Below are 12,850 nucleotides of genomic sequence, written 5' to 3'. Positions count from 1 at the left end.
ATATGAACAACGGAAGTACTGGCATGACCATGATCGGGGTGCTGGGCGGCATGGGGCCGCTGGCGACAGTGGATTTTCTCGATCGCGTGGTTCGGCTTACCGATGCCGTGCGTGACCAGGACCACCTGCCGATGGTGGTGGCGCACCTGCCGCAGACTCCTGACCGCTCGCGCTCGATCCTGGCTGGCGATGCCTTGCCGCTGCCCTACCTGCTGCGCGGCATCGAGCTGCTCAACCGCAACCAGGTGGGGCTGGTGGTGATCCCGTGCAATACCTCGCACCACTGGTATGCGCAACTGAGCGCGCACAGCGCGGCGCCGATCCTGCATATCGCGCGGATCTGCGTGGCGGCCTTGCCTGCCGATACCGGCAGCGTGGCCATCCTGGCCACGCGCGGTGCGCTGGCCTCCGGCATCTACCAGGCAGCGCTCGACGCGCGCGGGATCGCGGCGGTGGTGCCGCCGGAGCCGGTGCAGCTGCAGGTCGATGCCTGCATCCGGGCGGTCAAGGCCGGCGCCCTGGACCAGGCCGGCGAGGCGCTTGGCAGCGCGCTGGCGCGGATCGCGGCGCTCGGCGTCGGCGCCGCGATCATGGGCTGCACGGAAATCCCGGTGGCGGCGCGCGGCCTGGCCGCGCCGCCGCTCATGCTGGTCGACAGCACCAACGAGCTGGCACGGGCGACGGTGGCGTTCGCGCTGGCGCGCGGCTGGAACAAGGCCGCATGAAAGCCCTGAACTGGCTCTCGCACAGCGTGCCCGGGCTGCTCTTGTGCCTGGTGGCGGGCGCGCTCGCCGGCACCGTGGCCGGGCCGCTGGGCCGCTTCGCCTGGCTGGTCGGACAGCTCTACCTGTCGGTGGTGAACATGGCCGCGGTGCCGCTGCTGGTGGTGGCCACCTTCTTCGGCCTGCGCCAGGTGCTGGCGCTGCCGCGCGCCGGGGCGCGTTTCGGCGCCATCTTCGGCACGGCTGCCGGGGTGGTGGGGGTGTGCGCGCTGGCCGGCGCGCTGGCGGGGCTGCTGACCGCGCCGGGCGCGGAACTCCCTGCACAGGCCAGCGAAAAGCTTGGCGCGCTGATCCTCAGCGGCGTGGCCGATGGCGGCGAGGTGCGCGTGGACCTGCATGGCAAGGCAGAGGCCAATACGGACAAGCTGCCGCACGCGCTCGGGAACATCATTCCCGACAACTTCTACCGCGCACTGGCGCATGGCCAGACGCTGGGCGTGCTCACCGGGGCGCTGCTGTTCGGGCTTGCCTTCGCAGCGCTGTCGCGCGAGCAGACCGGCATGCTGAGCAATGTGTTCGAAGGGATCTACCGCACCTTCGAGCAGATCATCGCCCACGCCAACTTGCTGATCCCGGTGCTGGCATTCGGGCTTGCGGCCCATCTGTCGATGCATGCCGACCGCGCCACCATGGGCGCGATGGCCGGGGTGCTGGTCACGTTCCTGATGCTCTGCCTGCTGCTCAGCGGCGTGGCCGCGGCCGCGATTGCCGCCTGCGCGCGGCTGCCGTTCTCGCAGGTGGTGACCGAGCTGAATGGCTCCATGCTGGTCGGCCTGGCCTCAGGCAGCGCCACCGCGCCGATCCCGCACACAATCGAGGCCATGAGCGCGCGGCTGGGTTTTCCGCGCGGGCTGGTGGAGCTGGTGGTGCCCCTGGGCGCGGTGTTCGTGCGCGGGGGCTCGGCGCTGTACTTCGCGCTGGCCACGGTGTTCGTCGCCAACCTGTACGGGCGCCCCGTGGGCGCCGGCGACGTGGCATGGATCGCGATGGCCGCCACCATCGCGGCCTGGCTCTCGGCGGGGCAGGGCGGCCTGGGAACGATCGCCTATGCGGGCGTTGCGCTGTCGGTGCTGCAGTTGCCGGCTGAGGCAGCCGCAGTGCTGCTGCTGGCGATCGACCCGATCTGCGATGGGCCGCGCAATGCCTTGAGCCTGGTCTGCACCTGCGCGGTGATTGCGCTGGTGTCGGTGGGCCTGCCGATGGAACGCGTCGCGGCGCAGCGGATGGAGGGCGCGGATGGGCGCGCGCACGTGCCGGGCCCACGGCTGCCCGCCGCACAGGCCGCGGCGGTGCGGCTGGTGCTGACGCGCGCGCAACTGGCGCTGGCCAGCGCCTGCGCGCTGCTGGCCGGTCTGCTGATCGTGCTGATGGGCATCGGGGTGGGTGCGAAATGATGCCGCATCCGCAACCACGAAGGAGTCTGATGATGACGACGCCCGTGCATCTCTTATCCCTGCGCCGCGCCGGCACGCTGCTGGCGGCGGCTGCGCTCGCTGGCCTGCTCGGGGGCTGCGCGGCCTCTTCATGGCTGGGCTTCAAGGGGGACAAGGTCAAATGGAAGCAAGTCACGCTGACGGCGGCGGCGGATGCCAACGGCAACAGCCCGGTGGCCGTCGACGTGGTGCTGGTCAGCGACGAGGCCCTGCAGGCCCGGCTGGCGGACCTGCCCGCGGCCAAGTGGTTTGCCGGGCGCAGCGACCTGGGCAGCACCTATCCGAGCGGGCTGCGTTATCGCAGCTGGGAACTGGTGCCCGGCCAGCGGCTGGACGTGCCGGCCGAAGACCTGGAGGGGCCGCGCGTCGCCGCGGCCTATGTGTTCGCCAACTACCAGGCGCCGGGCGCGCATCGCGCCCGCGTCGAGCAATTCAACGGCACGCTTGCCGTGCAGCTCGACAGCGCCGCCTTTACCGTGCTTGTGACCAAATGAACCTGGTTTTTCCTGCCACGGCCGCGTACGGCCCGGGAGCCCCCCATGTCTGAGCGCGCGCTGCCGGTCGATCGGGTTGAATGGCATGAGGGCATGCTGCTGGCGCCCCAGCATCTCCAGCTGCTGGCCGGGCGGCTCGATTCGCTGGTGGCGTGGCAGACACTCGCGGCCGCACCGTTTGGCTGGGGCGTGCGCCGGCTGGAGTTCGACGCCGGGCTGCTGCCGGCGGGCGTGGTGCGCGTGCTGCAGCTCGAAGCCATCATGCCGGACGGCACTGCCGTGTCCTACGCGCGCGACGATGCCCGCCAGCCGCCGCTGGAGCTGGCGCTCGAGCCGTTTGCCGACGCGCTTGCCGGCGGCATGCTGGCGCTTTACCTGACCCTGCCGGTGGCGGCCGCAAACCGCAAGGACGGGCAGGTGCGGCGGTTCCGCTCGGTGGCGGGCGCCCCGGTGGAGGATGAGGTGTCCGAAGCGCCGCCCGCCGACATTCCGCGCCTGCTGCCAAGCCTGGCACTCGATGCCGGCGCCAGGCCGTCGCCGCTCCATGTGTCGCTGTGCCTGGGCGCGGTCTACAAGGACAACGAGATCGTGCGGCTCGGCGACCGCCTGCCGCCGTTGCTGGAGGTGGCACGCGGCAGCGCGCTGTGGACGGCGGTGGCGTCGCTGGTGGCCCAGCTGCGCGGCAAGGCCGCGTTCGTGGCCAAGCAGACCGCGATCCCGTCATCCCGGGCGGACGACCGCCTGACCCAGCTGGAACTGAAGGACCGCTTGCGCAGCCTGGTGACCGCGCTGCCGCTGCTGGAGGCGGTGTTGCGCACGCCGCATCTGCACCCGCTTGCACTCTACCTGGCGCTGGCCTCGGTGCTGGGGTCGCTCAGCCTGCTCAAGCCGGGCGGCCTGCCGCCGGTGCCGGACGACTATGAACACGCCGACCCCATGGCCGTGTTCACGCCGCTGCTGCGCGCGCTGCGCGAGACCCTGGCCGAGGTCAGCGAAGAGTACCGCGAGCACAAGTTCGAGTTCCGCCACGGCGCGTTCGACATCGTGCTGCAGCCGGACTGGATCGGCGAGCGCCTGGTGGTGGGCCTGCGCGGGCAGTCAGAGCGCGACCTGCTGGCCTGGATGTCGGGCGCTGTGGTGGGCTCGCAGTCGGTCTACCCGTCGCTGCGCACGCGGCGCGTGCTGGGCGCGGTGCGCCGTGTGGTCGAGCATGCCGAGGACCTTGGGGTGCGTTCCGGCTCGGGTTACCTGTTGTTCGAGATCGAAGCCGATCCCGCGCTGGTCCATGCCAACGAGGCGATGGTGATCGGCAATCCCAATGAAGGCGCCAGCGTGCAGCGGCCGCAGGAAATGCTGCTGTTCGTCAAGGGCTGACGGCAGACTATCAAGGCAAACAGACTATGGCGCGCTACCGACCGGAAACCGAGGAAGACGATCTTGCCACCGGGCAGTTCCGGGCGTTCCTGGATGAACTCGTCAAGCTGCAGGAGCGGTTCTCCGAACAACCCGACCTCAGCGGCGAAGCTGCCGCGCAAGGCATGAACCGCCAGCTGCTGAACCTGCTGGAAGTGCAGACCCTGCAATCGCGGCGCGACAGCTCGCGCTTCGAGATGGAGGACGTGGCCGATGCCCGCTACCTGAAGGCGGTGCTCGCCGATGAAATCCTGCTGAACGCCGATTGGGCCGGCCGCGCCGCGTGGCATGGGCATCTGCTCGAATCGACGCTGTTCCGCACCAACGTGGCAGGCGACCAGGTGTTTCGCCGTATCGAGCAGCTGCTGCTGGACCGCGAGCCGTCGCGCCGCAACCTGGCACGGCTGTACCTGTTCACGCTCGGGCTTGGTTTCCAGGGGCGCTTTCGCGGCGCCGATGCCGAAGCGCGGCTGCGCAGTCTGCGCGAGGAACTGTATGAGTTCATCTACCAACGCCGGCCAGACCTGGGCGGACGCGAGCGCGTGCTCAGCGAATCCGCGTACGCCCACACGCTCTCGCATATCGCGCCGCGCAAGCTGCCCACGCTGACGCGCTGGACCGTGGTGTTCCTGCTGGGCCTGGCCACCCTGCTGGCGCTGTCCGAGGTGACGTGGCTGTGGCAATCCTGGCCGGTGCGCGAAGCGCTGCGGGCCGACACCGTGGCCGGAGGCACGCCATGACGCGCCGGCAGCCCATCCGCGCCCGGGGGGCAGGCGCATGCTGACCAGCAACCTGTTTCTGATTTCGATCGGCGTGCTGACGCTGGTGGCGCTGGCCGTGCTCGGCGCGGTGCTGTATTTCGCTGCGCAGCGGGCCCGCGCCAAGCCGGCGGCCGAGCGCAAGATCGTGCGCCTGCGCACCGATTCGCTGCGCACCGCGTTCCGCCAGGCGATCGAGCTGGTCGAGGGCAATATCGCCTCGCGCGCCGAGCGCTACAACATTCCGTGGATCCTGGTCCTGAATGAGGGCGAGGATGCGCGGCCGCTGCCGATCGCTCAGTCCGGCGTGGCCAGCGTGCTGGGCTCCGACGCTGCCAATGCGGCCGCCACGCAGGGTATTTCATGGCACTTCTTTGACCGCGGCGTGGTCATCGACATCAATGCGGCCTATCTGGGCTCGCCTGACGACGATACCGATGAAAAGCCCTGGGACGAGTTCCTCGGCCTGTGCCGCGGCTATCGCCCGCAACGGCCCTTCGACAGCGTGGTGGTGACGGTGCCGGCGGCGATGCTGCTGGCCGACGACACCGACGCACAGCTTGAGCTGGTGCGCCGGGCCAAGCTGGCCCACCGGCGGCTATGGCTGGCGCAGAACCGCTTTGCGGTGCGTTTCGCGGTCTATGTGGTGGTGACGGGCTGTGAGTCGCTGCCGGGCTTCGCGCACTTTGCGCGCGCGCTGCCAGAGCCGATGCGCGCCGGCATGCTGGGCTGGTCCTCGCCGTACGACCTGTCGGCCACCTACCAGTCGGGCTGGATCGATGCGGCCATGTCGGGCGTGGTGCGCGCGGTGTCGGACGGTGTGGCCGAGCTGCTGGCGATAGGGGCGCAGGAGGTGGATGCCTGCCAGTCGCTGCTGCTGCCGGCGCGCATCGAAGCCATGCGCGGGCAGCTCACGCGCTATGTCGACGAACTGCTGCGGCCCAGCGCCTATCACGAGCCCTTCTATCTGCGCGGCGTCTACCTGACCGGCGACAGCGGCGAGCTGGCGGCGCATGCACCCGCCTTCGCCGCGCCGCGCCTGCGTGCGGCGCAGCCTGACGCACTGGCGCCAGAGGATGCGCACGCGCCGGAGCTGGCGCCGGCAGCCAGCGCCAGCTCGTCCGCCGACCTGCTCAACGAGCTGATGCGGCAACCGGCGTTCCTGCGCGACCTGTTCGAGAAGAAGATCTTCCTGGAGTACGGGCTGACGCGGCCATCGCGCTCGCAGCAGCTGGCGCGGCCGCTGGTGCACCGAGCGCTGCGCTGGGGCGGCATGGCCGTGCTGTGCGCGTGGGCCGGGGGACTGCTGGTCGCGGCATGGCAGATGGGACATCGCCATGCCGAACTGCTGGCCGCGCTTGGCGAACTGCGTGCCGGCGCGCAGCAGCGCGCGCTGGCCGCGCAGCGCGGCCAGGACCTGCCGCCGGACTGGTACCGGCGCCAGGCGCTGGGGCTGATCGCGATGAACCAGCGCCTGAGCGCGCAGTCGGTCTCGTCCTGGTTCATGCCGGGCTCGTGGGCCTTTATCGACGACCTGGACGGGCGCGTGCACGATCGCTTCCAGCGCGCCTTCGGCGAGATCGCGCTCGACACCATCGATCGCGAACTGCTGGCACGCGTCGACACGCTGACAGGCGTGGGGCGCGACCCGAGCACCGGCCAGCTGATCATCGGCGACAGCTGCCTGGCGCCGCCGGGCGCACGGGGCGAGGCCCTGCCGCCACGCAGCCTGGCGCTGGAAGACATGCCGGAGATGCGCGCGCTGCAGCAGTACGTTGCCGCGGTCGACCAGTTCGACGCTGCGCTGCAAGCGCTGCACCGGCTGGAAACGCCGCAGCCTGCCAACGCCGATGCGCTGCGGCTGGTGGTGCGCTATGCGCTGGGGGCGGAGTTGCAGGGCGAGGTCTCGGGCAGCCTGCCGTATTTCCAGCGCGACCCTGGCAAGGGGCGTGGTGCCGCAAGCCTGGCAACCGGCGGCAGGGCACTGACCGCGCTGGTGCCGCCCTTGCGCTGCACCTTCGACAAGGGCGCGCGCCAGCTCGACGAGCGGCTTTTCAACAACAACCCGCTGCTGGTGGCCGAGCGCGCCGTCAGGTCCAGCCTCGATGAACTGGCCGGCGGGGCCAATGCCGGCAGTGGCGTCAACCGGGTCCTGGCCGACTACCGCGGCATTGTCGCGGCGATCGGCACGCAGCAGGAACTGCTGGCGTCCGGCAAGGGCGGCTGGATCAGGCAGCCCCAGTTCGCCGCGGGCACCGTCTACGCGCGCACGCTGGCGCAGGCCGCGCAGAACCGGCTGCTCGGCGAAGACCTGGTGGCAGCCGCGCGCGCACGCGCTGAAAGCGGCTTCCAGGCCTTCACCGGCGAGCTGGCGCAGCGCTTCAGCGGACCCGACAGCGGGATCGCGTGGCAGGACAAGGACGGCCGCTTCGTGGTCACGCCCGAGCGGCTGGCCTTGCGCGACCGGCTCGCCGCCCTGCTGAACCAGCCGTTCATGGCGCCGCCGCGCGACCTGGCGCTGCCGTCGGTGCCGGCCGGGTCGGCGGTGCTGTGGGATCGCCAGCAGCTTGACCAGGCCATCGCCCTGGGCGACATGCGCAAGCGCTTTCTTGACGAGGGGCTGACGGGCCTGCCAGGCCCCTGGCGCGATGCGATTGCGCAAAGCGTGGACCAGCAGTTTGCGCGGCTGGTGACCGACCAGGTCGCGACCGCGGCAATCATGGCGCCGCTGCAGGCCGATGGCGGCAGCGCCGGCTTCGAGGCTGCACTGGGCCGAATCGCGCGCATCAAGACCATGCTGGGCGAGATGCATGCCATGTCGCGCGTGGATGACCTCGATGCGCTGGTTTCGCGCGATGCGCTGGCACGGCTGCGCGCGGTGGACGAGCTGCTGCAGCAGTCCGAGCTGTACGCGATCCGGCAGGGCAGCGCCGGCGACGGGGCCCGTGCGCCGCGCTCGCCGCTGCTGACGGCGTTCGGGCTGAACGACGCGGCGGCGCTGGGGCCGTACCTGGACCAGCAGTCGGCGCGTGCGCAGGCCCTGGGCCGCGAGGCCGCGGTGTATCTTGCCGCGCTCTCGCCCGCCGACGCCGGCTCCGGCCTGGCATTGCGCTGGCAGGCGCTGAACCGCGATCTGGAACGCTATCGGCTCAAGAACCCGAACAGCCGGCTGCTGATGCTGGAGCAGTTCGTGCAGGCCGCGGCGGCCGAGTCCGGCCAGGGCGTGTGCCTGGCGCGCTTTGCGGCGCGGCCTGCCGGCGGGGATGACTACTTTGCCGCGCTGCACGTGCGCCTGTACGACGGCCTGCTCGCGCGCTGTGCGCAAGGCTATTTTGCCGACCTGCAGCGGCAGTGGGACGGGTTCTCGGCCACGTTCAATGAACGGCTGGCCGGGCGCGCGCCGTTTGGCGGCGCCGCCAACGCCGGCGAGGTGCGCACGGCGGACTATGCCGAGCTTGGCCGGGTGCTCAAGCGCTATGAACCGCTCTCGGCGACGTACCGGGCCGCGCGTGGCGACGGGCCGCTCAGGAATATCGCGTCCGGCGTGCCGGTGCACCAGTTCATCGACAGCTTCGACCAGGTCAGGACCCTGCTCGCGCCACTGTATCCGGTCGAGGAGGGCGCGCCCGCGGGCTATGACGTGAGCGCGGAGTTCCGCGTCAACCGCGGCGCGGAACTGGCCGGCAACCAGATCATCGACTGGACCCTGACGATCGGCGCGCAGAGCCTGTCGATGCGCGATGCGCCGCGCTCGCTGCACTGGGACTACGGCAGTCCGGTGACGCTGACGCTGCGCTTTGCCAAGGACTCACCGATGGTCGCGTTGCCTGACGCCGAACAGCGCGCGCTGGCCGCCGACGGCAAGACCATGACCTGGCGCTTTGCCGACCCGTGGTCGCTGCTGTCGTTCATTGCGCGCCATCGCATCGCGGATCCGGGCGGGCGCGCCGACAGCACGGCGCAACTGCTGCGCTTCGACTTTCCGCTGGGCAGCGCCGCGCCGGATTTCACGGCGGCGCCCAGGCCGGTGCGCGGCCGTGTGTTCCTGCGTCTGGTGCTGACGGCCGCGGGCAGGAAGATGCCGCTGCCGTGGCCGCAAAGCTTTCCCACCCGGGCTCCTGAATGGACCAACCTATGACGACGCCAACGCAAGACCGCATCCCGGACGCGCAGGCACTGCTTGCGCCGGTGCCGGGCGACGATCCCGCGGGCGCTTCGCTGCGCTACGACGCGGTCTATCGCGCCATCGCCGAAGCGCGCCAGCACGACGACGAGTCCTTGCCGATGCGGGAATGGGAGCGCCCGCTGGTCAAGGCTGACTGGAAACGCGTGGCCGCGCTCGCCAGCGAGGCGCTGGCCACGCGCAGCAAGGACTTCCAGCTGGCGGCATGGCTGTGCGAGGCGTGGATCCATCTGCACGGCGCGGCCGGCTTTTGCGCCGGGGTGCGCTTGCTGGGGGCGTTGGCGGACGCGTATTGGGAAAGCGCCTGGCCGCGCATGGAAGCCGGCGATGCGGAGGCACGCTGCGCCCCGATCGCATGGCTCAACGAGACCTTGCCAGCGGTGCTGGCGCTGCATGTCCCGCTGTTGTCGCTGGCCGACGAGAAACCCCTGCACATCACGCTGGACCTGTGGGAACGCAGCCTGGCGCCGGTCGATGACTACGACAGCCTGGGCCGCGAGGCGCTGCTGCAGCGCGCGCATCACGCGCCCGACCGGGCCCGATTGGATGCGTTGTGGCGCGACCTGCACGGCGCCAGCGCCGAATGGGCTGGGTTTGACCGGCGCATCGACGCGCTGCTGGGGGCGCAAGCGCCGAGCCTGGCGCGCGTAACCGACACGCTGGCGCGGCTGGTGCGGGCGGTGGCGGCGCTGCGCGGGGACGAAGCAGGCAGCGCTCACCGTGGCGAACCCGCCGCCACGGGGCCGGCCGGTAACAACGATCCCGTGGACGATCCCGAGCCGATGCCGGTCTTGCCCGCCGCGGGGCCGGGGCAGACCGCCATGCTGGCGCACGGCCGCATCGAGGACCGTGCGCATGCCTACCAGCTGATCCGGGATGTGGCCGACTACCTGGCGCGCCATGAGCCGCACAGCCCCACGCCATACCTGCTGCGGCGCGCGGTGCGCTGGGGGCAGATGCCACTGGCGGATCTGATGCAGGACATCCTGCGTGAGGACGGGGATATCGGGCGGTATCTGGCGCTGCTGGACAACTAGCTGGCACGGCATCCGAGCCCGGGCATTTTCTGACATCAAGTGGACAAGGGGAGCTGGAACATGCTGAGGACCCAATACCAGACGTTCATCGCCGCCACCGCCAGGGACTGGAAGTTCCTGGCACGTGGCAGCAATATCCGCGCGGTCGATTGCGCGCTGGAAGACTATTGGCGAGAGATGAACGGCGCACGGGACGCACGGCGGGAGATCGCCAGCCTGAACGCGATCGTGACGGCGTGCATCGGCTGGCTGAAGCTCAAGCGCGGCAAGCCGGAAAGCCGTCAGGGCTTGGTTGGCGGCGCTGAAAAGATCAATGCTCTGTTCGTCACGCGCCGTCGTGCAATCACGAATCTCGGCAGCGAAGCGTTGCAGGAACTCTATGCGCGCCTGACCCAGCTGGGTATTCTCACCCCGGACTTGCGCGGGCGGATGAAATTCGACCGGCGCAAGCTGCTGGTGCTCGGTTCCGGTGTCAACCACGGTGACCGCTCGCCCTACGTGCGCGAACTCAGGCCGATGGGCGCGGACTATCAGAACGAGCGTCTGTCCTATCTCCAGTCGGGCAAGGTCCAGGCGATCTCGGGCAGCGGTGTCCATCTGACGCACAAGAATCTCTCGCAGATGATGCCGGCCAACCCGCAACGGCGCGCAGAGGCCGAGGCGATTGCCAGCAAAGATGTGCACGCACTGACGCTGGAGGATTTTCAGCTGCTCGATGCCATCGGTCGGGAGAACCTTGTCACAGGCGATGTCAACTATCTGACAAAGAGCGAACGCATGCGGTATATGGCGATCGTCGGAGACGACGGACTTCTGTACGACGTAAATAACCAGCGCATCACGACACATGCGGTCAAGGTGACAGCCTATGCGATGGACAAGTACGGCTCCTTGTTCATTAAAGATGCAGATCCGCTGGATGACGCCATGTTCTTCAACCACTCGTCGTTCAACGCGGGCAATGATGTTATTTGCGCAGGTACGCTGACCATCAGGAATGGCTCGCTGCGCGTGATCGACAACAACAGCGGCCACTACAAGCCCACGCGGGAAAACCTGCACAACTGCCTCAGCGTGCTTGCCAGCGAAGGGCTCGCCTGCAGTTGGGCGAGCGTCAACCTGTATGTATTCGTCATGGGCGAAAAGCAGGAGCATCGCTATACCGCGAACGAATTCCTGAGAGACCCCAATGGCCGACCGATGCGTATCGCCGGCGGGCGCTGACGCGCGGTCGGCGGGCAATCCCACGGGATCGGGTAAGGCGCGGGTATCATGGGCCATCCGTCCAGGCAACCGCGCCCCGATCCCCGATGAGTCTCGACCCCGCCGAACTCCAGGCCATACGCCCCTACCTGCTGCGCTTTGCCCGCCTGCAGCTGCGCGACCAGGCACTGGCCGAGGATGCCGTCTCGGAAACACTGCTGGCGGCGCTGGAGCACCCTGAGCGCTTCGCCGGCCAGTCAACGCTGCGCACCTACCTGGTTGGTATCCTCAAGCACAAGATCATCGACACCCTGCGCAGCGGCAAGCGTGAGGTCAGGCTGGCGCTGGCCACCGATGCCGAAGGCCAGCGGCAATCCGACGACGATGCCTTCGACGCGCTGTTCACGCGCAACGGCCACTACCAGGACCCGCCATCCGACTGGGGCAACCCGGAACGCGCCTTTGAGCGCCGCGAGTTCTTCGAGATCCTGCAGCTGTGCGTTGACCGCCTGCCGGAGCGCACCGGCCGGATCTTCATGATGCGCGAGTGGCTGGAGCTGGACACCGAAGAAATCTGTCAGCATTTGCAGATCAGCGCGACCAATGCCTGGGCGATGCTGTACCGCGCCCGCATGCGCCTGCGCGAATGCCTGGAACTGCACTGGTTCGGCCAGCGCGGCCGGCCCGGCAAGGCCGGTTGATCCCGGCCCCCCGCCCATGCAACGGATAAGCCACTGAGCAACATGCCAGATTCCCGCCCTTCCCGCCGCCTGCTGCCGAACTGCGAAGAGATCCACCACCTCACCATGAAGGGCCTGGACCGGCCGCTGTCATGGGGCGAGCGGCTGCGCATGCGCTCCCACCTGGCGATCTGCGACGCCTGCACCAGCTTCAGCGCCCAGATGCGGACCCTGCGCGAGGCCATGCACAGGCTGGGGCGCGACGAATGACAAAAGGCCAGCGGATTCGCTGGCCTTCTTGCTGGCCGGGTGCCGGTATCGCTCAGGCGCGCGCGCCTTCCCCATAGGGATCGAACTTGCCGGCACGGCTACCTTCGGAATAGGTGTCGAAGCTGCGCGCTGGGGCGGCCGACACGCCGCTGCGGTCCAGCCCGGCCAGCGTGCGTGCGCCGTCGACAAACGGATCGGCCTTGCCGACGCGGGCGCCTTCCGTGAACACATCATGGCTGCGGAACTCATAACCATACTTGTCGCCGGGCACGGTGCTGCGGAAGCTGTAGCCGTACTTGTCGCCGGGCACTTGTTCGGCGGCGGTGGCGGCTTGCGCGGCGCCCAGGGCGGCCAGCGACAGGAGCAGGGCGGTAGCGAGGCGGGTGGTCTTGGTCATGATGGTTCTCCTTAAGCTCGTTGAATTTGTCAGAAGGCTTTGCGTTGTGTGCGTGCCGTTCATGTACAGAACTATAGGAGCGCCATCGATACGGAAGCAGGTCAGTTGCCGGACAAGTTATTCAAAAAAATTGAATTAATGGGCGAGGGCGGAAATGACCCGTGGCATGACGCAAATGTAATGACCCCGTCGCCGGAATG

11 protein-coding genes are annotated in these 12,850 nt (G+C 69.1%); 10 read left to right on the top strand and 1 reads right to left on the bottom strand.

What is annotated here, in order from left to right; translation table 11 throughout:
• Positions 1–23 precede the first annotated feature (23 nt).
• From cuyB to I6H87_RS30900, 10 genes are all read left to right on the top strand, one after another.
• The gene (gene cuyB, locus I6H87_RS30945; protein ID WP_010810723.1) at positions 24–725 is read left to right on the top strand and encodes a cysteate racemase; all 702 of its coding nucleotides are present in this window, start codon (positions 24–26) and stop codon (positions 723–725) included.
• Positions 722–2,176: a dicarboxylate/amino acid:cation symporter gene (locus I6H87_RS30940; RefSeq protein ID WP_010810722.1), complete on the top strand. Its 1,455-nt coding sequence runs from the start codon at positions 722–724 to the stop codon at positions 2,174–2,176. The genes cuyB and I6H87_RS30940 overlap by 4 nt, the downstream gene beginning before the upstream one ends.
• A 29-nt stretch (positions 2,177–2,205) precedes the next feature.
• Positions 2,206–2,709: a hypothetical protein gene (locus I6H87_RS30935; RefSeq protein WP_011617857.1), complete on the top strand. Its 504-nt coding sequence runs from the start codon at positions 2,206–2,208 to the stop codon at positions 2,707–2,709.
• A 45-nt stretch (positions 2,710–2,754) separates the two neighbouring features.
• A complete protein-coding gene (gene tssK, locus I6H87_RS30930; RefSeq protein ID WP_010810720.1) occupies positions 2,755–4,083 on the top strand; it encodes a type VI secretion system baseplate subunit TssK in 1,329 nt (442 codons plus the stop codon).
• Between the two features lie 26 nt (positions 4,084–4,109).
• A complete protein-coding gene (locus I6H87_RS30925) occupies positions 4,110–4,862 on the top strand; it encodes a DotU family type IV/VI secretion system protein (RefSeq protein ID WP_010810719.1) in 753 nt (250 codons plus the stop codon).
• A gap of 37 nt (positions 4,863–4,899) precedes the next feature.
• Positions 4,900–9,018, top strand: a complete 4,119-nt coding sequence (locus I6H87_RS30920) for a type VI secretion system protein (protein ID WP_011617856.1) — start codon at positions 4,900–4,902, stop codon at positions 9,016–9,018.
• Positions 9,015–10,100, top strand: a complete 1,086-nt coding sequence (gene tssA, locus I6H87_RS30915; protein WP_011617855.1) for a type VI secretion system protein TssA — start codon at positions 9,015–9,017, stop codon at positions 10,098–10,100. Before I6H87_RS30920 ends, tssA begins: the two co-directional genes overlap by 4 nt.
• A gap of 60 nt (positions 10,101–10,160) precedes the next feature.
• Positions 10,161–11,324, top strand: coding sequence for a hypothetical protein (locus I6H87_RS30910; protein WP_011617854.1), 1,164 nt, complete (start codon positions 10,161–10,163; stop codon positions 11,322–11,324).
• A gap of 86 nt (positions 11,325–11,410) precedes the next feature.
• Positions 11,411–12,004 carry a sigma-70 family RNA polymerase sigma factor gene (locus I6H87_RS30905; RefSeq protein WP_011617853.1) on the top strand — a complete coding sequence of 198 codons (594 nt, stop codon included), beginning with the start codon at positions 11,411–11,413 and terminating at the stop codon, positions 12,002–12,004.
• Between the two features lie 42 nt (positions 12,005–12,046).
• Positions 12,047–12,253: a zf-HC2 domain-containing protein gene (locus I6H87_RS30900; protein WP_010810714.1), complete on the top strand. Its 207-nt coding sequence runs from the start codon at positions 12,047–12,049 to the stop codon at positions 12,251–12,253.
• 52 nt (positions 12,254–12,305) lie between these two features.
• Here the strand turns inward: I6H87_RS30900 and I6H87_RS30895 are convergent, their stop codons facing one another.
• Positions 12,306–12,650 (bottom strand): hypothetical protein, encoded by a 345-nt coding sequence (locus I6H87_RS30895; protein ID WP_010810713.1) that lies wholly within the window; start codon positions 12,648–12,650, stop codon positions 12,306–12,308.
• Positions 12,651–12,850: the final 200 nt, after the last annotated feature.

It is taken from the genome of Cupriavidus necator (assembly GCF_016127575.1).
Classification (GTDB): domain Bacteria; phylum Pseudomonadota; class Gammaproteobacteria; order Burkholderiales; family Burkholderiaceae; genus Cupriavidus; species Cupriavidus necator_D.
This window is presented reverse-complemented; position numbering and strand designations above follow the sequence as displayed.

Coding starts and splice junctions, on each gene's coding strand:
- cuyB (WP_010810723.1), top strand. CDS start 24: ATGACCATGATCGGGGTGCTGGGCGGCATGGGGCCGCTGGCGACAGTG.
- I6H87_RS30940 (WP_010810722.1), top strand. CDS start 722: ATGAAAGCCCTGAACTGGCTCTCGCACAGCGTGCCCGGGCTGCTCTTG.
- I6H87_RS30935 (WP_011617857.1), top strand. CDS start 2,206: ATGATGACGACGCCCGTGCATCTCTTATCCCTGCGCCGCGCCGGCACG.
- tssK (WP_010810720.1), top strand. CDS start 2,755: ATGTCTGAGCGCGCGCTGCCGGTCGATCGGGTTGAATGGCATGAGGGC.
- I6H87_RS30925 (WP_010810719.1), top strand. CDS start 4,110: ATGGCGCGCTACCGACCGGAAACCGAGGAAGACGATCTTGCCACCGGG.
- I6H87_RS30920 (WP_011617856.1), top strand. CDS start 4,900: ATGCTGACCAGCAACCTGTTTCTGATTTCGATCGGCGTGCTGACGCTG.
- tssA (WP_011617855.1), top strand. CDS start 9,015: ATGACGACGCCAACGCAAGACCGCATCCCGGACGCGCAGGCACTGCTT.
- I6H87_RS30910 (WP_011617854.1), top strand. CDS start 10,161: ATGCTGAGGACCCAATACCAGACGTTCATCGCCGCCACCGCCAGGGAC.
- I6H87_RS30905 (WP_011617853.1), top strand. CDS start 11,411: ATGAGTCTCGACCCCGCCGAACTCCAGGCCATACGCCCCTACCTGCTG.
- I6H87_RS30900 (WP_010810714.1), top strand. CDS start 12,047: ATGCCAGATTCCCGCCCTTCCCGCCGCCTGCTGCCGAACTGCGAAGAG.
- I6H87_RS30895 (WP_010810713.1), bottom strand. CDS start 12,650: ATGACCAAGACCACCCGCCTCGCTACCGCCCTGCTCCTGTCGCTGGCC.